Genomic DNA, 18,723 nt, shown 5'->3' with positions numbered 1-18,723 from the left:
TTGATTTCGCTGTCTGTTTATTTTCTGACAAGCAGCGTAAACTCCGCGTCTTCCTCTTCCAGTGATCGACCAGCATGCATAACTCCCCCGCAGTCTCCAGCGCGAAATCGTTTGACCTGACCTCGACGGCGTTTTTAATCGTTGCCTTTCTCACCGGTATTGCGGGCGCTCTGCAAACCCCGACACTCAGTATTTTTCTTACCGATGAAGTACATGCCCGTCCGGCGATGGTGGGATTCTTCTTTACCGGCAGCGCTGTCATTGGGATTCTGGTAAGTCAGTTTCTCGCCGGGTGCTCTGATAAGCGCGGCGATCGCAAATCGCTGATTGTCTTTTGCTGCCTGTTAGGCGTGCTGGCCTGCACCCTTTTTGCCTGGAATCGCAACTACTTTGTGTTGCTATTCGTTGGCGTCTTTCTTAGCAGCTTTGGCTCGACCGCTAACCCGCAAATGTTTGCCCTTGCCCGTGAACATGCCGACAAAACCGGACGTGAAGCGGTGATGTTCAGCTCTTTTTTACGCGCTCAGGTTTCACTGGCATGGGTCATTGGCCCGCCGCTGGCTTATGCCTTAGCGATGGGTTTTAGCTTTACGGTAATGTATCTGAGCGCAGCGGTAGCGTTTATTGTTTGCGGCGTGATGGTGTGGCTGTTTTTACCGTCGATGCAAAAAGAGCTTCCGCTAGCGACCGGCACGCTTGAAGCGCCGCGCCGTAACCGTCGCGATACGCTGCTGCTGTTTGTCATTTGTACATTGATGTGGGGCTCGAACAGTCTGTACATCATCAACATGCCGCTATTTATAATCAACGAACTGCATCTTCCCGAGAAACTGGCAGGCGTAATGATGGGGACCGCCGCCGGGCTGGAAATCCCGACGATGTTGATTGCCGGATATTTTGCCAAACGTCTGGGTAAGCGTTTCTTAATGCGCGTTGCTGCCGTGGGTGGCGTCTGTTTTTACGCAGGAATGCTGATGGCGCATTCACCTGCCATTCTGTTGGGCTTGCAGCTGCTAAATGCTATTTTTATTGGCATTCTGGGCGGCATCGGGATGCTCTATTTTCAGGATTTGATGCCCGGTCAGGCAGGTTCAGCCACCACGCTCTATACCAACACGTCGCGCGTGGGCTGGATCATCGCAGGATCAGTGGCGGGCATCGTCGCCGAGATCTGGAATTATCACGCTGTGTTCTGGTTTGCGATGGTGATGATTATCGCCACTCTGTTTTGCTTACTGCGGATTAAAGATGTTTAAGGCGCGGTCAGCATTTCCAGATCGATAAGCCAGGTCATTGCCTGCTGACGCGAGTTACCGCACATTTCAGCGCTGGCTTGTAAGCCTGCACAGACTTTCGGCCGCAGTGGCGAGGTGAAAATTTTACAGCGTTGCTGTTCATCAAGCTGAATGCAGGGCGTATTGGCGGGCTTGCCATCTGGCATACCGGGAATAGGGCTGGAAATTGAAGGGGCAGTGCAACACGCCCCGCAACCCGGACGGCATTCCATACGTTGTTCTCTTAAGGTTAACCACCGGATTGATGAGCGCGCACAGTACCACCTTTTTTGCACCAGCAAAAGTGCGAATACCACTTGCCCGAAAGGCCCGTCGCGAGTACTTTGTCGCGATATTTTTGACATTTTCGACTACAGGAATTTTTCGATGCCAAGAGCGAACGAAATTAAAAAAGGTATGGTACTGAATTACAACGGCAAACTGCTGCTGGTTAAGGACATTGATATTCAGTCGCCCACTGCCCGCGGTGCCGCTACGCTGTACAAAATGCGTTTTTCTGATGTCCGTACCGGGCTGAAAGTAGAAGAGCGTTTCAAAGGTGATGATATCGTTGACACCGTGACGCTGACCCGCCGTTACGTTGACTTCTCCTATGTCGATGGTAACGAATATGTCTTTATGGATAAAGAAGACTATACCCCGTATACCTTCACCAAAGATCAGATTGAAGAAGAGTTGCTGTTTATGCCAGAAGGCGGCATGCCGGACATGCAGGTGCTGACCTGGGACGGTCAACTGCTGGCGCTTGAGCTGCCGCAGACCGTTGATCTGGAAATCGTTGAAACCGCACCAGGCATCAAAGGGGCATCTGCCAGCGCCCGTAACAAACCGGCGACATTGAGCACTGGTCTGGTGATTCAGGTACCAGAATACTTAAGCCCGGGCGAAAAAATTCGTATCCATATCGAAGAACGCCGTTATATGGGGCGTGCTGACTAACTTCAGCCGCATGCAGAAAAGGGATAGCTCAGGCTGTCCCTTTTTTATTTATTATACCAATCTTCTATTTTGCGCTTCCTGAACACCTTACGCCCTCAATTTTCACTCGTTGATTGATCGCCCTCACACTTCATCGCATTAACAATCCAGACCAATTTCAATTGCTGTCATATAACTTTACACTGTCATTGTTAATTAATCGTTACTAAGACGTGACTCCTATGAATACAATCGCCTCCGTTACGCTCCCGCATCATGTACACGCTCCACGCTACGATCGCCAGCAGTTGCAATCACGTATCGTTCATTTTGGCTTTGGAGCCTTTCACCGCGCACATCAGGCGTTACTGACCGATCGTGTGCTGAATGCCCAGGGCGGTGACTGGGGGATCTGTGAAATCAGCTTGTTCAGCGGTGATCAACTGATGAGCCAGCTCCGCGCACAGAACCATTTATACACCGTGCTGGAGAAAGGGGCGGACGGCAATCAGGCGATAATTGTCGGTGCCGTTCACGAATGCCTGAATGCAAAACTGGATTCCTTAGCGGCAATTATTGAGAAATTTTGCGAGCCACAGGTGGCAATTGTTTCCCTGACGATTACCGAAAAAGGCTATTGTATTGACCCGGCCACCGGTGCACTCGACACCAGCAATCCGCGGATTATTCACGATCTACAAACCCCTGAAGAACCTCACTCCGCACCGGGTATTCTCGTCGAAGCACTGAAACGCCGCCGTGAGCGCGGCCTTACACCGTTTACCGTGCTCTCCTGTGACAATATTCCCGACAATGGCCATGTGGTGAAAAACGCGGTGCTGGGAATGGCAGAAAAACGTTCGCCAGAACTCGCCGGGTGGATAAAAGAGCACGTCAGTTTTCCGGGAACTATGGTCGACCGCATTGTTCCGGCAGCAACCAACGAATCACTGGCGGAAATCAGCCAGCATCTGGGGGTGAATGATCCCTGCGCGATTAGCTGCGAACCGTTTATCCAGTGGGTGGTGGAAGATAACTTCGTCGCTGGGCGTCCTGCCTGGGAAGTCGCAGGTGTACAAATGGTGAATGATGTCCTGCCATGGGAAGAGATGAAACTGCGGATGCTTAATGGCAGCCACTCTTTTCTCGCTTATCTGGGTTACCTCTCAGGATTCGCCCATATCAGTGATTGCATGCAGGATCGCGCATTTCGCCATGCCGCCAGAACATTAATGCTGGATGAGCAAGCGCCGACACTGCGGATTAAAGATGTCGATTTAACACAATATGCGGATAAGTTAATTGCACGTTTTGCTAATCCGGCGCTGAAACATAAGACCTGGCAAATCGCGATGGATGGCAGCCAGAAATTACCGCAACGCATGCTGGCAGGTATTCGCATACATCTGGGGCGCGAAACGGACTGGTCGTTGCTGGCATTAGGCGTTGCAGGCTGGATGCGTTACGTCAGCGGCGTTGATGATGCCGGAAATGCCATTGATGTTCGCGATCCGCTTAGCGATAAAATTCGCGAACTTGTTGCGGGCAGCAGCAGTGAACAACGCGTCACCGCCCTGCTTTCCCTGCGTGAAGTTTTCGGTGATGATCTGCCAGATAACCCGCATTTTGTGCAGGCCATCGAACAAGCCTGGCAACAAATCGTACAATTCGGCGCACATCAGGCGCTATTAAACACCCTCAAAATTTAACGATTTCTGCGGTTAAAGCGGATGAAGCTCACCTTCGTCCGCTCTCCCCTTCTCTTTTCTGCCTTTTTTAGCCAGGATTAACGCTCAGTTAACTTACCAGAGTATTGCGGAGCCGTTGTGACCAGGACCAACCTCATCACCGGTTTTCTCGGCAGCGGGAAAACCACGTCGATTCTTCATCTGTTAGCCCATAAAGATCCCAACGAAAAATGGGCGGTACTGGTTAATGAATTTGGGGAAGTCGGAATTGATGGTGCTTTGCTCGCCGACAGCGGCGCATTGCTGAAAGAGATCCCCGGCGGCTGCATGTGCTGCGTTAATGGTTTACCCATGCAGGTAGGGTTGAATACCTTACTGCGTCAGGGAAAACCAGACCGCTTGTTGATAGAGCCGACCGGGCTGGGCCATCCGAAACAGATCCTCGATCTCTTAACCGCACCAGTCTATGAACCGTGGATAGATCTGCGCGCCACGTTGTGCATTCTCGATCCACGCCTGCTGCTGGACGAAAAAAGCGCCAGCAATGAAAACTTCCGTGACCAGCTGGCTGCCGCAGACATCATTGTCGCCAATAAATCCGACCGTGCGACGCCCGAAAGTGAGCAAGCGCTACAGCGTTGGTGGCAGCAAAATGGTGGCGATCGACAATTAATTCACAGTGAGCATGGGAAAGTTGACGGTCATCTTCTGGATTTGCCGCGTCGCAATTTAGCCGAGTTGCCCGCCAGCGCCGCGCATTCTCATCAGCATGTCGTGAAAAAAGGGTTAGCAGCGTTAAGCCTGCCAGAGCATCAACGCTGGCGTCGCAGTCTGAACAGTGGACAAGGACATCAGGCCTGCGGCTGGATATTCGACGCTGATACGGTATTCGACACCATTGGCATTCTGGAATGGGCGCGACTTGCACCGGTGGAACGCGTCAAAGGCGTGCTGCGTATTCCCGAAGGGCTGGTGCGAATCAACCGTCAGGGCGATGACCTGCACATTGAAACGCAAAACGTTGCGCCACCGGACAGCCGTATTGAGCTGATTTCCAGCAGCGAAGCTGACTGGAATGCCTTGCAGAGCGCGCTGTTGAAGCTTCGTTTAGCGACTACCGCGTAAGGTTGCCTGCGTTTTTCAGTAAGATAATTAGAGAAAATATGATTAAAAATTTGCCGCAAATAGTGTTGTTGAATATTGTCGGCCTCGCGCTGTTTCTTTCCTGGTATATTCCCGTTAATCATGGATTCTGGTTGCCGATTGATGCGGATATTTTTTATTTCTTTAATCAGAAACTGGTCGAAAGTAAGGCCTTTTTGTGGCTGGTTGCATTGACCAACAATCGCGCTTTCGACGGTTGTTCACTGCTGGCGATGGGAATGTTGATGCTGAGTTTCTGGCTGAAAGAAAACGCCCCAGGCAGACGACGTATCGTGATTATTGGTCTGGTCATGCTATTAACTGCAGTGGTATTAAACCAGCTGGGTCAGGCATTAATTCCTGTAAAACGGGCCAGCCCAACATTGACTTTTACCGATATTAACCGCGTCAGCGAACTGCTTTCTGTCCCCACGAAAGATGCCTCACGAGATAGCTTTCCCGGCGATCACGGCATGATGCTGCTTATTTTTTCGGCATTCATGTGGCGTTATTTCGGCAAAGTTGCAGGTCTTATCGCCCTTATTATTTTTGTGATTTTTGCGTTTCCCAGAGTAATGATTGGCGCACACTGGTTTACTGACATCATTGTCGGTTCGATGACCGTGATATTGATCGGTTTGCCCTGGGTGTTGCTGACGCCATTAAGTGATCGATTAATCACCTTTTTTGACAAATCACTACCGGGAAAAAACAAACATTTCCAAAACAAATAACTCACAGTAATTAACATCATCAGGTTTATTTTTATAGTGAGGATAATCCTGATGATGCGCACCGTGCTTTCATGCATCGAAAGCAAAAATCATTCTCTAAGTAAATGAATGGATTGCATGCGTTTCACTCAATCGTACTTTAATTGAGCAATCCCGCTTATTAACTTTCTGTATCACTTTTTCTTATAAAAAATCATGTAAAACCGCTCGCCAAGACCGCACCAATCGGGTAATCTCGAACTCGTTTTGCCTCGGCGGTAGATTATCCTCACAGCATATAATTTTGTGCGTTAGTCCACAGATTTGGCCTTAAGGAATTGTTTCAACATGCCCAGGTAATTAGTCTCGTGTCGCTTGGCATTTTTTTATAACGATATTTGTCGTTAAGGACTTCAAGGGAAAACAAACAACATGGTCAAATCTCAACCGATTTTGAGATATATCTTGCGCGGGATCCCCGCGATTGCAGTAGCGGTTCTGCTTTCTGCATGTAGTGCAAATAACACCGCAAAGAATATGCATCCTGAGACACGTGCAGTGGGTAGTGAAACATCATCACTGCAAGCTTCTCAGGATGAATTTGAAAACCTGGTTCGTAATGTCGACGTAAAATCGCGAATTATGGATCAGTATGCTGACTGGAAAGGCGTACGTTATCGTCTGGGCGGCAGCACTAAAAAAGGTATCGATTGTTCTGGTTTCGTACAGCGTACATTCCGTGAGCAATTTGGCTTAGAACTTCCGCGTTCGACTTACGAACAGCAGGAAATGGGTAAATCTGTTTCCCGCAGTAATTTGCGTACGGGTGATTTAGTTCTGTTCCGTGCCGGTTCAACGGGACGCCATGTCGGTATTTATATCGGCAACAATCAGTTTGTCCATGCTTCCACCAGCAGTGGTGTTATTATTTCCAGCATGAATGAACCGTACTGGAAGAAGCGTTACAACGAAGCACGCCGGGTTCTCAGCCGCAGCTAATAAACCGTTTGGATGCAATCCCTTGGCTATCCTGACGAGTTAACTGAAAGCACTGCTTAGGCAGTGCTTTTTTGTTTTCATTCATCAGAGAAAATGATGTTTCCGCGTCTTGATCCAGGCTATAGTCCGGTCATTGTTATCTTTTAAATGTTGTCGTAATTTCAGGAAATTAACGGAATCATGTTCATACGCGCTCCCAATTCTGGACGTAAGCTCCTGCTTACCTGCATTGTTGCAGGCGTAATGATTGCGATACTGGTGAGTTGCCTTCAGTTTTTAGTGGCCTGGCATAAGCACGAAGTCAAATACGACACACTGATTACCGACGTACAAAAGTATCTCGATACCTATTTTGCCGACCTGAAATCCACTACTGACCGGCTCCAGCCGCTGACCTTAGATACCTGCCAGCAAGCTAACCCCGAACTGACCGCCCGCGCGGCGTTTAGCATGAATGTCCGAACGTTTGTGCTGGTGAAAGATAAAAAAACATTCTGTTCATCTGCGACCGGTGAGATGGACATTCCACTCAATGAATTGATTCCGGCGCTCGACATTAATAAAAATGTCGATATGGCGATCTTACCCGGCACGCCGATGGTGCCGAACAAACCCGCAATCGTCATCTGGTATCGCAACCCTTTGCTGAAAAATAGCGGCGTCTTTGCCGCTCTGAATCTCAACCTGACGCCTTCACTCTTTTATAGTTCACGGCAGGAAGATTACGATGGCGTCGCCCTCATTATTGGCAATACTGCGCTATCTACCTTTTCTTCACGTTTGATGAACGTTAACGAATTAACCGACATGCCAGTCCGTGAAACTAAAATTGCGGGCATTCCTCTGACCGTTCGGCTTTATGCAGATGACTGGACATGGAACGATGTGTGGTACGCATTTTTACTGGGCGGCATGAGTGGAACTGTCGTTGGCCTGCTCTGCTATTACCTGATGAGCGTACGTATGCGCCCCGGCAGAGAAATCATGACCGCCATCAAGCGCGAACAATTTTACGTGGCGTATCAACCGGTGGTGGATACACAAGCTTTGCGAGTAACGGGCCTGGAAGTACTGCTACGCTGGCGGCATCCTGTCGCGGGAGAAATTCCCCCGGATGCCTTCATTAACTTTGCCGAATCGCAAAAGATGATTGTACCGCTGACTCAGCACCTGTTTGAGTTAATTGCCCGCGATGCCGCAGAATTAGAAAAAGTGCTGCCGGTAGGCGTCAAATTTGGCATTAACATTGCGCCGGACCATCTGCACAGCGAAAGCTTTAAAGCAGATATCCAGAAACTGCTCACCTCCCTACCCGCACACCATTTCCAGATTGTGCTGGAAATTACCGAGCGCGATATGCTGAAAGAGCAAGAAGCCACAAAACTCTTCGCCTGGCTGCACTCGGTCGGCATAGAAATTGCTATTGATGACTTCGGCACCGGGCACAGCGCGCTTATCTATCTTGAGCGTTTTACGCTCGATTATCTGAAAATTGACCGTGGATTTATCAACGCCATCGGTACGGAAACGATCACTTCACCCGTACTTGACGCGGTGCTGACGCTGGCGAAACGCCTCAATATGCTGACGGTTGCTGAAGGGGTCGAAACGCCGGAACAGGCGCGATGGCTAAGCGAACGCGGCGTTAATTTCATGCAAGGCTACTGGATTAGTCGCCCGTTACCGCTGGACGATTTTGTCCGCTGGCTGAAGAAACCGTATACGCCGCAGTGGTAAGGTGTGCTTACGTCCCTTATTATTCATAGTGAAAGCATGCCGGATTGCGGCTAATGATGAGTAAAAGGAAATCCGTTGCAGATGATTGTGCGCATACTGCTGCTGTTTATCGCTCTGTTCACCTTTGGTGCGCAGGCGCAGGCTATCAAGGAAAGCTATGCCTTTGCCGTGCTGGGCGAACCCCGGTACGCGTTTAATTTCAACCATTTTGATTATGTGAACCCCGCCGCGCCAAAAGGTGGGCAGATAACGTTGTCAGCCCTCGGCACCTTCGATAATTTCAACCGCTATGCACTGCGCGGCAACCCGGGCGCACGCACCGAGCAGTTGTACGACACGCTATTTACGACTTCCGATGACGAACCAGGCAGTTATTACCCGCTGATTGCTGAAAGTGCACGCTATGCTGACGATTATTCCTGGGTGGAGGTCGCTATTAATCCGCGCGCCCGTTTTCATGATGGTTCGCCCATTACTGCCCGCGATGTAGAGTTTACTTTTCAAAAATTTATGACCGAAGGCGTGCCGCAATTTCGTCTGGTCTACAAAGGCACCACCGTCAAAGCCATTGCGCCGTTAACCGTGCGCATTGAGTTAGCTAAACCCGGCAAAGAAGATATGTTGAGTCTGTTTTCGCTGCCGGTATTTCCAGAAAAGTACTGGAAGGATCACAAACTTAGCGATCCGCTCGCCACGCCTCCGCTTGCCAGTGGTCCGTACCGCATTACGTCCTGGAAAATGGGGCAAAATATTGTCTATTCCCGCGTGAAAGATTACTGGGCAGCAAACTTACCGGTAAACCGTGGACGCTGGAATTTCGACACCATTCGCTACGATTATTACCTCGATGATAACGTCGCCTTTGAAGCGTTTAAAGCAGGTGCCTTTGATTTGCGTATGGAAAACGACGCTAAAAACTGGGCCACGCGTTATACCGGTAAAAATTTCGATAAAAAATACATCATCAAAGATGAGCAAAAGAACGAATCAGCCCAGGATACGCGCTGGCTGGCGTTTAATATCCAACGTCCGGTATTCAGCGATCGCCGGGTCCGGGAAGCAATCACCCTCGCCTTTGACTTTGAATGGATGAACAAGGCGTTGTTTTACAATGCCTGGAGTCGCACGAACAGTTATTTTCAGAATACCGAATACGCGGCCAGAAATTACCCCGACGCCGCGGAGCTGGTGCTTCTGGCACTAATGAAAAAAGATCTACCGTCAGAAGTCTTCACACAAATCTACCAGCCGCCGGTATCTAAAGGCGATGGCTACGATCGTGACAACCTGTTAAAAGCCGACAAACTTCTCAACGAAGCGGGCTGGGTGCTGAAGGGTCAGCAACGCGTTAATGCCACAACGGGTCAGCCACTCAGCTTTGAATTATTGCTTCCCGCAAGCAGCAATAGTCAGTGGGTATTGCCGTTCCAGCACAGCCTGCAACGGCTGGGTATCAACATGGACATTCGCAAGGTGGATAACTCGCAAATCACTAACCGCATGCGCAGTCGCGACTATGACATGATGCCGCGCCTATGGCGGGCGATGCCGTGGCCCAGTTCCGATTTACAGATTTCCTGGTCATCGGAATATATCAATTCCACTTATAATGCCCCCGGCGTGCAAAGCCCGGTTATCGACTCGCTGATCAACCAAATTATTGCCGCGCAGGGAAATAAAGAAAAATTACTGCCGTTAGGGCGAGCACTGGATCGCGTATTAACGTGGAATTATTACATGCTGCCAATGTGGTACATGGCGGAAGACCGTCTCGCCTGGTGGGATAAATTCTCCCAACCTGCTGTGCGCCCTGTTTACAGCCTGGGTATCGATACCTGGTGGTATGACGTTAATAAAGCGGCCAAACTGCCGTCAGCCAGACAACAGGAAGAGTAGATGGGCGCTTACCTGATTCGCCGTCTGTTGCTGGTGATCCCAACATTATGGGCGATTATCACCATCAACTTTTTCATCGTGCAAATTGCGCCTGGCGGTCCGGTCGACCAGGCCATCGCCGCCATTGAGTTTGGTAATGCCGGAGTATTACCCGGCGCAGGCGGTGAAGGTGTTCGTGCCAGCCATGCGCAAACGGGTGTCGGCAATATCAGCGACAGTAATTACCGTGGCGGACGCGGATTAGATCCAGAAGTGATCGCTGAGATCACTCATCGCTACGGTTTCGATAAGCCGATCCACGAACGTTACTTCAAAATGCTCTGGGACTACATCCGCTTTGATTTTGGCGATAGCCTGTTTCGCAGCGCCTCGGTGCTGACGCTGATTAAAGACAGTCTACCGGTTTCCATCACCCTCGGATTGTGGAGCACGCTGATTATCTATCTGGTGTCGATTCCGTTAGGCATTCGCAAAGCTGTTTATAATGGGAGCCGCTTTGACGTCTGGAGTAGCGCATTTATCATCATCGGCTACGCCATTCCGGCCTTTTTGTTTGCCATCCTGCTGATTGTCTTCTTCGCAGGCGGCAGCTATTTCGATCTGTTCCCTCTACGCGGCCTGGTTTCCGCTAACTTTGATTCGCTGCCGTGGTATCAGAAAATCACCGATTATCTGTGGCATATCACGCTGCCGGTGCTGGCGACAGTGATTGGTGGCTTTGCGGCGCTGACCATGCTGACCAAAAACTCATTCCTTGATGAAGTGCGCAAGCAATACGTGGTGACCGCGCGTGCGAAAGGGGTAAGTGAAAAAAATATTCTCTGGAAACATGTGTTCCGCAACGCCATGCTGCTGGTGATTGCCGGTTTTCCGGCGACGTTTATCAGCATGTTTTTTACCGGCTCGCTGCTGATTGAGGTGATGTTTTCACTCAATGGTCTTGGCTTACTGGGCTACGAAGCGACCGTCTCGCGCGATTATCCTGTAATGTTTGGTACCTTGTATATTTTCACCCTGATTGGCCTGCTGCTGAATATTGTCAGTGATATCAGCTATACGCTGGTCGATCCGCGTATAGATTTTGAGGGACGTTAATGTCGCGACTCAGCCCCGTCAATCAGGCCCGTTGGGCGCGTTTTCGCCATAACCGTCGCGGCTACTGGTCGTTATGGATTTTCCTCGTTTTGTTTGGTTTGAGTTTGTGTTCTGAACTTATCGCCAACGATAAACCGTTGCTGGTGCGTTATGACGGCAGTTGGTATTTCCCGTTGTTGAAAAACTACAGCGAAAGCGATTTTGGCGGCCCGCTGGCAAGTCAGGCTGATTATCAGGACCCGTGGCTGAAACAACGGCTGGAAAATAATGGCTGGGTACTGTGGGCACCGATTCGCTTTGGTGCTACCAGTATCAACTTTGCTACCGATAAGCCCTTCCCTTCTCCACCCTCCCGGCAAAACTGGCTGGGAACGGATGCCAACGGCGGCGATGTGCTGGCACGTATTCTCTATGGCACGCGGATCTCGGTTCTGTTTGGCCTGATGCTGACTCTCTGTTCCAGCGTGATGGGCGTGCTGGCGGGGGCGCTACAAGGCTATTACGGCGGTAAAGTCGATCTCTGGGGGCAACGCTTTATTGAAGTATGGTCGGGGATGCCGACGCTGTTTTTGATTATTTTACTTTCCAGCGTCGTACAGCCTGACTTCTGGTGGCTGCTGGCAATTACTGTCTTGTTTGGCTGGATGAGTCTGGTCGGCGTGGTGCGGGCGGAGTTTTTACGTACTCGTAATTTCGACTACATTCGTGCGGCACAGGCGCTTGGCGTCAGCGATCGCAGTATCATCCTGCGTCATATGTTGCCTAATGCCATGGTCGCGACCCTCACCTTTTTACCGTTTATTTTATGTAGTTCGATAACCACCCTGACCTCGCTCGATTTCCTCGGCTTCGGTCTGCCGCTCGGTTCACCGTCACTCGGCGAACTGCTGTTACAAGGGAAAAATAACCTTCAGGCCCCTTGGCTTGGGATCACCGCCTTCTTGTCGGTGGCGATATTGTTGTCTTTGCTGATCTTTATTGGTGAAGCCGTCCGCGACGCATTTGATCCTAATAAGGCGGTGTAGCATGACGCAAACTCTGTTAGCGATTGAAAATTTGTCGGTGGGTTTTCGCCATCAGCAAACCGTACGTACAGTAGTAAATGATGTTTCACTACAGATTGAGGCTGGCGAAACGCTGGCGCTGGTGGGTGAGTCTGGTTCAGGCAAAAGCGTTACCGCGCTGTCAATTTTACGCCTGCTCCCTTCCCCGCCGGTTGAATATCTCTCCGGCGATATTCGTTTTCATGGCGAATCGCTGCTTCATGCCAGCGATCAAACGTTGCGCGGCGTACGTGGTAATAAGATCGCCATGATTTTTCAAGAGCCGATGGTGTCGTTAAATCCATTGCATACCCTGGAAAAACAGCTTTATGAAGTGCTTTCACTCCACCGCGGGATGCGTCGGGAAGCGGCTCGTGGCGAAATTCTTAACTGCCTTGATCGCGTTGGTATCCGCCAGGCGGCAAAACGGCTGACAGATTATCCGCATCAGCTCTCCGGCGGCGAACGCCAGCGGGTGATGATTGCGATGGCGCTGTTAACGCGACCGGAATTATTAATTGCCGATGAACCGACCACCGCACTGGACGTCTCTGTCCAGGCGCAGATTTTACAGCTGTTGCGCGAACTGCAAGGCGAGTTGAATATGGGCATGCTGTTTATTACTCATAACCTCAGCATTGTCAGAAAACTGGCCCACCGCGTGGCGGTAATGCAAAACGGTCGCTGTGTCGAGCAAAATTACGCCGCTACGCTATTTGCCTCACCCACTCATCCTTACACACAAAAGCTACTCAACAGTGAACCGTCAGGCGATCCAGTGCCGTTGCCAGAACCTGCCTCAACGTTGCTGGATGTTGAACAGCTTCAGGTTGCCTTCCCCATTCGCAAAGGGATTTTGAAGCGCATTGTGGATCATAATGTGGTGGTGAAAAACATCAGTTTTACGCTACGGGCGGGTGAAACACTGGGTTTAGTGGGCGAGTCCGGTTCCGGGAAAAGCACGACGGGACTGGCGCTGCTGCGACTGATTAATTCTCAGGGCAGCATCATCTTTGACGGTCAGCCACTGCAAAATTTAAATCGCCGCCAGCTGTTACCTATTCGTCATCGCATTCAGGTGGTATTTCAGGATCCAAACTCCTCGCTCAACCCACGACTCAACGTTTTGCAGATTATTGAGGAAGGCTTACGGGTTCACCAGCCGACGCTTTCTGCCGCACAACGCGAACAACAAGTGATAGCCGTGATGCATGAAGTGGGATTAGATCCTGAAACACGCCACCGTTATCCGGCGGAGTTCTCTGGTGGTCAGCGACAACGTATTGCGATTGCCAGGGCATTAATTCTTAAGCCCTCGCTGATCATACTTGATGAACCGACATCATCACTCGACAAAACGGTACAGGCGCAAATATTGACGTTACTGAAATCATTGCAACAAAAGCATCAACTGGCCTATTTGTTTATCAGCCATGATTTGCACGTTGTCCGCGCGTTATGTCATCAGGTTATCGTACTGCGACAAGGGGAAGTAGTGGAACAAGGACCGTGCGCGCGCGTGTTTGCCACACCGCAGCAGGAGTATACGCGTCGGCTACTGGCGTTGAGCTGACGCTTAAAAAGGATTGTAGTTTGAAAAGGGTTCGGCAATTGCCACACCAAAATTTTTCAATCGGCATGTTGCAGCAAACTCGTCCTGGCGATTTACAAACAGGCACGGCTCACCTTCACACTCCAGCACCGAACATGGAACTTCGATGTCGCTTAACGCCTGGCTTAGTTTGTACATCACCGACCATGCATTATCACCATCCGGGCTAAGCAATTTAAGCGCCACCAGGCTGTTGTCACCGCACGGTCCATTTTGCGGAATCGGTTCAACCTTCGAACCTGCGAAACCAGCAGACCAGCGATAGTTCTGCGGCAGTCGATGGACGATTGAGAGTTGTAATGAAGTCACTTATTTTCCCCGGAAGTACATTTACTTCACAATTTGTTTACATCAATTTTAACACATCATCAACAATCCGTCTTTATACAGATCGTAAAGATTGATGCCTCGCCTGCGTGGCCTCTATGGCTCTGATTTAAGTAATATCTGCGGGCGTGGTCACGTTTGCGGGGCTATATGTACCCGTTTCTGCGATCTAACTCAACCTTTTTAACTACAATGATGTGACTTTTTACATAAATTGATTTTACATAAAATAAACATATATCGGGGGAATGATAGATTTGTGGTTGACATGCATCAACAAAGGAAGCCTTTTAGCTTCCTCGTTGTGCAATAGATCACCGTTTTTTCGGCCGACTGGCGTACAGACAGAAGAGAATGGAGCTGGTTGCGCAGAATGCAATTGACCAAATCATCGGCCATGCAGAGTTAAAGGTCGCAAGAGAAAGCAATGCGCCAACAATTGCCCCTATGCCAAAACGGAAGGTTCCTGCCAGCGAAGATGCCGTTCCCGCCATATGGGGAAACTCATCAAGAATGACCGCCATCGCATTGGATGACACCATCGACACGCAGCCCACAAACGCCGCAACGCCAACCACCAGCGACCAAAATCCCAGCCCCAGCAGCGCACTGATGACCATCCACGCTGCCATAATAAATTGTATCCACAACCCCGAGCGGAACATATTTAACGCGCCAATGCGGCGGACGAAGCGGCTGTTAAAAATGGTCATCACGAACAGGAAAACAATGTTTAGTGCAAAGTAATAACCAAAGTTTTCCGGCGCGACGTGGTTAATTTCAATGTAGACAAACGGTCCGGCGCTTAAGAACGAGAACATCCCGGCAAAGCTGAAACCACTGGCCAGCATATAACTCAGGACACGCTTATGACGGAACAGCGCCGCAAAGTTACCAATAGTGGTACGAATGTGAAAAGGCTGGCGACGCTCCGGTGGTAAGGTTTCTTTGATCAGAAAGAAGATCATTGCCGAAGCCAGAATCGCCGCCACGGCGAGGATCCAGAAGATGTAATGCCAGCTCAGCCACACCAGCACCCAGCCGCCAACTATCGGTGCCATCAGCGGTGCAATGGTTGTCACCAGCATGACAAACGACATCATCCGCGAGAACTCTTCTTTCGGGTAGATATCACGCATCAAAGCGTTGATAACCACGCTGGCCGCAGCCGCCGCCAGCCCGTGGAAGAAACGCATCACAATCAGCTGATCGATGGTTTGTGCCAACGCACACGCCACCGCGGCGGCGGCAAACACCAGCGTACCGCCAAGAACCACCGGCTTACGCCCGAAGCTGTCTGCCATCGGCCCGTAGATTAACTGCCCCAACGCAAAGCCCAGAATATAAGTACTGAGGGTCATCTGCGTACTGCCCGCCGGTACGCCAAACTGCGCTGAAATTACCGGTAGCGCGGGCAGATACATATCAATCGACAGCGGCATCAACATGGCCAGCAGGCCAAGGATAAAAACAATAGCAAACGACGAATGCTGTCGGGTGGTCACAACGGGCTCCTGAAAGTCATTGAAAAGTTAGACGACGCTGGCAATTTCTTCTTCAGTTAACGGACGATATTCACCGGGGGCTAAATCAGCATCCAGCGTAATGCCGCCAATACGTTCACGATGCAGCTCAACCACATGGTTACCCACAGCGGCGAACATGCGTTTCACCTGATGATAACGCCCTTCGCTGATGGTCAGACGAACCTGCGTTGGGGTAATCACTTCCAGCACCGCCGGCTTAGTGAGATCTTTTTCGTTATGCAGCTGCACGCCTTTAGCAAATTGCTCTGCCGTATCGTCAGCTACGGGTGATTCCAGCGTCACCAGATAGGTCTTCTCGCAATGATGGCGCGGAGAAGTAATGCGGTGCGACCACTGACCATCATCAGTCATCAGCACCAGACCGGTGGTATCGATATCCAGCCGCCCTGCGGCGTGCAGTTTCCACGCCACTGGTTCATCAAGAAAATAGAGCACCGTTGGGTGATCAGGGTCGTCCGTGGAGCAAACATAGCCCTGAGGCTTATTGAGCATGAAGTAACGTGGACCGTGTTGCTGCGCCAGCGGGTTGCCATCGTAAGCGACATCATGTTCAGGAAGCAGTTTGAACGCTGCATTACGGACGATTTCGCCATCAACGGTGACACGATTGCCGCGGATTTCACGCCCGGCAATAGCACGGCTAACACCGAGTTGCTGTGCGATAAATTTATCAAGTCGCATGTGTGTGATTTTGCCTGTAAAAAACGGAGGTCGGGTAATGACCCGAAAATCTGAACTGTTGTCTGCCCAGTATAGCGGTCTAATAACATCCCTCAAGGGAAAAAGATCCGTGGCATACTATTAGCAGAATAATCTACCTACGCGAGACCATGATTTTTACACTTCGCCCATATCAGCAAGAAGCCGTGGATGCCACGCTCAACCATTTTCGTCGTCATAAAACCCCTGCCGTTATCGTGCTGCCCACCGGCGCAGGTAAAAGCCTGGTGATAGCGGAACTGGCACGGCTGGCTCGTGGTCGCGTGCTGGTGCTGGCACACGTTAAAGAACTGGTGGCGCAAAACCATGCAAAATATCAGGCACTGGGACTGGAAGCCGATATTTTTGCCGCCGGGCTAAAGCGCAAAGAGAGCCACGGTAAAGTGGTATTTGGCAGTGTGCAGTCGGTCGCCCGTAATCTTGATGCCTTTCAGGGTGAATTTTCGCTGTTGATTGTCGATGAATGTCACCGTATTGGTGACGATGAAGAGAGCCAGTATCAGCAAATCCTCACTCACCTGACAAAAGTGAATCCCCACTTACGCCTGCTGGGGCTGACTGCCACGCCTTTTCGACTGGGCAAAGGCTGGATCTACCAGTTCCATTATCACGGCATGGTACGCGGCGATGAGAAAGCCCTTTTCCGTGACTGCATTTATGAACTGCCGCTGCGTTATATGATTAAACACGGCTATCTGACGCCGCCAGAACGACTGGATATGCCAGTAGTGCAATACGATTTCAGCCGCTTGCAGGCACAGAGTAATGGGCTGTTCAGCGAAGCCGATCTCAACCGCGAGCTAAAAAAACAACAACGTATTACCCCGCACATCATCAGCCAGATTATGGAGTTTGCTGCAACGCGCAAAGGGGTGATGATTTTCGCCGCCACCGTTGAACACGCAAAAGAGATTGTGGGATTACTACCCGCCGAAGATGCTGCACTGATTACTGGCGACACCCCCGGCGCTGAGCGCGATGTGTTAATTGAAGATTTTAAAGCCCAGCGTTTTCGCTATCTGGTCAACGTCGCGGTACTGACCACCGGATTTGACGCCCCGCACGTCGATCTTATCGCCATTCTGCGCCCTACCGAATCAGTGAGTCTTTACCAACAAATTGTCGGGCGCGGTCTGCGTCTCGCTCCGGGCAAGACTGATTGTTTAATTCTTGATTATGCGGGTAATCCTCACGATCTCTACGCGCCGGAAGTTGGTACACCGAAAGGCAAAAGTGACAACGTTCCGGTACAGGTTTTCTGCCCTGCCTGCGGTTTTGCCAACACCTTTTGGGGGAAAACGACCGCCGACGGGACATTGATTGAACACTTTGGTCGCCGCTGTCAGGGATGGTTTGAAGATGACGACGGTCATCGCGAACAGTGTGACTTCCGTTTCCGTTTTAAAAATTGCCCGCAATGTAACGCAGAAAATGATATTGCCGCTCGCCGCTGCCGCGAATGTGACACGGTACTGGTTGATCCGGATGATATGTTAAAAGCGGCGCTACGACTGAAAGATGCGCTGGTATTACGCTGTAGCGGCATGTCTTTGCAGCATGGGCACGACGAGAAAGGCGAATGGTTGAAAATCACCTATTACGATGAAGACGGCGCGGATGTGAGTGAGCGTTTCCGTCTGCAAACGCCCGCCCAGCGAACTGCTTTCGAGCAGCTTTTTATCCGCCCGCATACGCGCACACCGGGCATCCCTCTGCGCTGGATCACCGCCGCCGATATCCTCGCCCAGCAAGCCTTATTGCGACACCCGGATTTTGTCGTTGCCCGCATGAAAGGTCAGTACTGGCAAGTGCGTGAAAAAGTGTTCGATTACGAAGGTCGTTTTCGTCGGGCGCACGAATTACGCGGTTAATGGTAGTTTTGATTGATGTATAAGGCGATTGAGTATAGAATCTCGCCCGCTTTTGCATACGCAAAGCAGATCACTTACCTGTTGCTGGGTCGCCTGTAGCAGGATTAATTTAAGAGAGA

Annotated in this window: 16 protein-coding genes; 12 read left to right on the top strand and 4 right to left on the bottom strand. The window is 50.5% G+C overall.

What is annotated here, in order from left to right:
- Positions 1 to 74 precede the first annotated feature (74 nt).
- Positions 75 to 1,256: a sugar efflux transporter SetB gene (gene setB / locus ACJHW7_RS05945; RefSeq protein WP_072847805.1), complete on the top strand. Its 1,182-nt coding sequence runs from the start codon at positions 75 to 77 to the stop codon at positions 1,254 to 1,256.
- Here the strand turns inward: setB and ACJHW7_RS05940 are convergent.
- Positions 1,253 to 1,507 carry a YkgJ family cysteine cluster protein gene (locus tag ACJHW7_RS05940; RefSeq protein WP_000389030.1) on the bottom strand — a complete coding sequence of 85 codons (255 nt, stop codon included), beginning with the start codon at positions 1,505 to 1,507 and terminating at the stop codon, positions 1,253 to 1,255. The two genes, setB and ACJHW7_RS05940, sit on opposite strands and share 4 nt — an antisense overlap.
- 154 nt (positions 1,508 to 1,661) lie before the next feature.
- Here ACJHW7_RS05940 and yeiP point away from each other — a divergent pair, with 154 nt between their 5' ends.
- The 10 genes from yeiP (at position 1,662) to yejF (ending at position 14,100) form a co-directional block, all read left to right on the top strand.
- Positions 1,662 to 2,234, top strand: coding sequence for an elongation factor P-like protein YeiP (gene yeiP / locus ACJHW7_RS05935; protein ID WP_001136827.1), 573 nt, complete (start codon positions 1,662 to 1,664; stop codon positions 2,232 to 2,234).
- Between the two features lie 221 nt (positions 2,235 to 2,455).
- Positions 2,456 to 3,922, top strand: a complete 1,467-nt coding sequence (locus ACJHW7_RS05930) for a mannitol dehydrogenase family protein (RefSeq protein ID WP_040234826.1) — start codon at positions 2,456 to 2,458, stop codon at positions 3,920 to 3,922.
- A 117-nt stretch (positions 3,923 to 4,039) separates the two neighbouring features.
- Positions 4,040 to 5,026 (top strand): zinc-binding GTPase YeiR, encoded by a 987-nt coding sequence (gene yeiR, locus ACJHW7_RS05925; RefSeq protein ID WP_001613459.1) that lies wholly within the window; start codon positions 4,040 to 4,042, stop codon positions 5,024 to 5,026.
- Between the two features lie 38 nt (positions 5,027 to 5,064).
- Complete coding sequence (gene lpxT / locus ACJHW7_RS05920) at positions 5,065 to 5,778, top strand: Kdo(2)-lipid A phosphotransferase (RefSeq protein WP_072847806.1); 714 nt, start codon at positions 5,065 to 5,067, stop codon at positions 5,776 to 5,778.
- A 411-nt stretch (positions 5,779 to 6,189) separates the two neighbouring features.
- Entirely contained in the window at positions 6,190 to 6,756 is a 567-nt protein-coding gene (mepS, locus tag ACJHW7_RS05915; protein ID WP_000241011.1) for a bifunctional murein DD-endopeptidase/murein LD-carboxypeptidase, read from the top strand.
- A gap of 180 nt (positions 6,757 to 6,936) precedes the next feature.
- Positions 6,937 to 8,493 carry a cyclic di-GMP phosphodiesterase gene (locus ACJHW7_RS05910; protein WP_040234828.1) on the top strand — a complete coding sequence of 519 codons (1,557 nt, stop codon included), beginning with the start codon at positions 6,937 to 6,939 and terminating at the stop codon, positions 8,491 to 8,493.
- Between the two features lie 81 nt (positions 8,494 to 8,574).
- Positions 8,575 to 10,389 (top strand): extracellular solute-binding protein, encoded by a 1,815-nt coding sequence (locus ACJHW7_RS05905; protein ID WP_040234829.1) that lies wholly within the window; start codon positions 8,575 to 8,577, stop codon positions 10,387 to 10,389.
- Positions 10,390 to 11,484 (top strand): microcin C ABC transporter permease YejB, encoded by a 1,095-nt coding sequence (locus ACJHW7_RS05900; protein WP_000501604.1) that lies wholly within the window; start codon positions 10,390 to 10,392, stop codon positions 11,482 to 11,484.
- The gene (locus ACJHW7_RS05895; protein WP_040234830.1) at positions 11,484 to 12,509 is read left to right on the top strand and encodes an ABC transporter permease; all 1,026 of its coding nucleotides are present in this window, start codon (positions 11,484 to 11,486) and stop codon (positions 12,507 to 12,509) included. Before ACJHW7_RS05900 ends, ACJHW7_RS05895 begins: the two co-directional genes overlap by 1 nt.
- A 1-nt stretch (position 12,510) precedes the next feature.
- Positions 12,511 to 14,100 (top strand): microcin C ABC transporter ATP-binding protein YejF, encoded by a 1,590-nt coding sequence (gene yejF / locus ACJHW7_RS05890; protein ID WP_040234831.1) that lies wholly within the window; start codon positions 12,511 to 12,513, stop codon positions 14,098 to 14,100.
- Between the two features lie 3 nt (positions 14,101 to 14,103).
- On the opposite strand, the gene ACJHW7_RS05885 is transcribed toward yejF, so the two are convergent.
- The 3 genes from ACJHW7_RS05885 to rsuA all read right to left on the bottom strand — a co-directional run bounded on the left by ACJHW7_RS05885 (position 14,104) and on the right by rsuA (position 16,694).
- A complete protein-coding gene (locus ACJHW7_RS05885) occupies positions 14,104 to 14,448 on the bottom strand; it encodes a YejG family protein (protein ID WP_000202798.1) in 345 nt (114 codons plus the stop codon).
- 332 nt (positions 14,449 to 14,780) lie between these two features.
- On the bottom strand, positions 14,781 to 15,971 hold the full coding sequence (gene bcr, locus ACJHW7_RS05880; RefSeq protein ID WP_000213385.1) for a multidrug efflux MFS transporter Bcr: 1,191 nt from the start codon (positions 15,969 to 15,971) through the stop codon (positions 14,781 to 14,783).
- 27 nt (positions 15,972 to 15,998) lie between these two features.
- The gene (gene rsuA, locus ACJHW7_RS05875; RefSeq protein ID WP_001234850.1) at positions 15,999 to 16,694 is read right to left on the bottom strand and encodes a 16S rRNA pseudouridine(516) synthase RsuA; all 696 of its coding nucleotides are present in this window, start codon (positions 16,692 to 16,694) and stop codon (positions 15,999 to 16,001) included.
- 149 nt (positions 16,695 to 16,843) lie between these two features.
- Between rsuA and ACJHW7_RS05870 the strand changes: the two genes are divergently transcribed.
- Entirely contained in the window at positions 16,844 to 18,604 is a 1,761-nt protein-coding gene (locus ACJHW7_RS05870) for a DEAD/DEAH box helicase (RefSeq protein ID WP_000578056.1), read from the top strand.
- Positions 18,605 to 18,723: the final 119 nt, after the last annotated feature.

This window comes from Escherichia sp. WS1152 (genome assembly GCF_046487665.1).
GTDB lineage: Bacteria > Pseudomonadota > Gammaproteobacteria > Enterobacterales > Enterobacteriaceae > Escherichia > Escherichia coli.
The sequence above is the reverse complement of the archived record's forward strand: the minus strand, read 5'-3'. Positions and strand labels throughout refer to the sequence as shown.

Excerpts from the sequence above, each read along its gene's own strand:
- setB (WP_072847805.1), top strand. The coding sequence starts at position 75 with ATGCATAACTCCCCCGCAGTCTCCAGCGCGAAATCGTTTGACCTGACC.
- ACJHW7_RS05940 (WP_000389030.1), bottom strand. The coding sequence starts at position 1,507 with ATGGAATGCCGTCCGGGTTGCGGGGCGTGTTGCACTGCCCCTTCAATT.
- yeiP (WP_001136827.1), top strand. The coding sequence starts at position 1,662 with ATGCCAAGAGCGAACGAAATTAAAAAAGGTATGGTACTGAATTACAAC.
- ACJHW7_RS05930 (WP_040234826.1), top strand. The coding sequence starts at position 2,456 with ATGAATACAATCGCCTCCGTTACGCTCCCGCATCATGTACACGCTCCA.
- lpxT (WP_072847806.1), top strand. The coding sequence starts at position 5,065 with ATGATTAAAAATTTGCCGCAAATAGTGTTGTTGAATATTGTCGGCCTC.
- mepS (WP_000241011.1), top strand. The coding sequence starts at position 6,190 with ATGGTCAAATCTCAACCGATTTTGAGATATATCTTGCGCGGGATCCCC.
- ACJHW7_RS05910 (WP_040234828.1), top strand. The coding sequence starts at position 6,937 with ATGTTCATACGCGCTCCCAATTCTGGACGTAAGCTCCTGCTTACCTGC.
- ACJHW7_RS05905 (WP_040234829.1), top strand. The coding sequence starts at position 8,575 with ATGATTGTGCGCATACTGCTGCTGTTTATCGCTCTGTTCACCTTTGGT.
- ACJHW7_RS05900 (WP_000501604.1), top strand. The coding sequence starts at position 10,390 with ATGGGCGCTTACCTGATTCGCCGTCTGTTGCTGGTGATCCCAACATTA.
- ACJHW7_RS05895 (WP_040234830.1), top strand. The coding sequence starts at position 11,484 with ATGTCGCGACTCAGCCCCGTCAATCAGGCCCGTTGGGCGCGTTTTCGC.
- yejF (WP_040234831.1), top strand. The coding sequence starts at position 12,511 with ATGACGCAAACTCTGTTAGCGATTGAAAATTTGTCGGTGGGTTTTCGC.
- rsuA (WP_001234850.1), bottom strand. The coding sequence starts at position 16,694 with ATGCGACTTGATAAATTTATCGCACAGCAACTCGGTGTTAGCCGTGCT.
- ACJHW7_RS05870 (WP_000578056.1), top strand. The coding sequence starts at position 16,844 with ATGATTTTTACACTTCGCCCATATCAGCAAGAAGCCGTGGATGCCACG.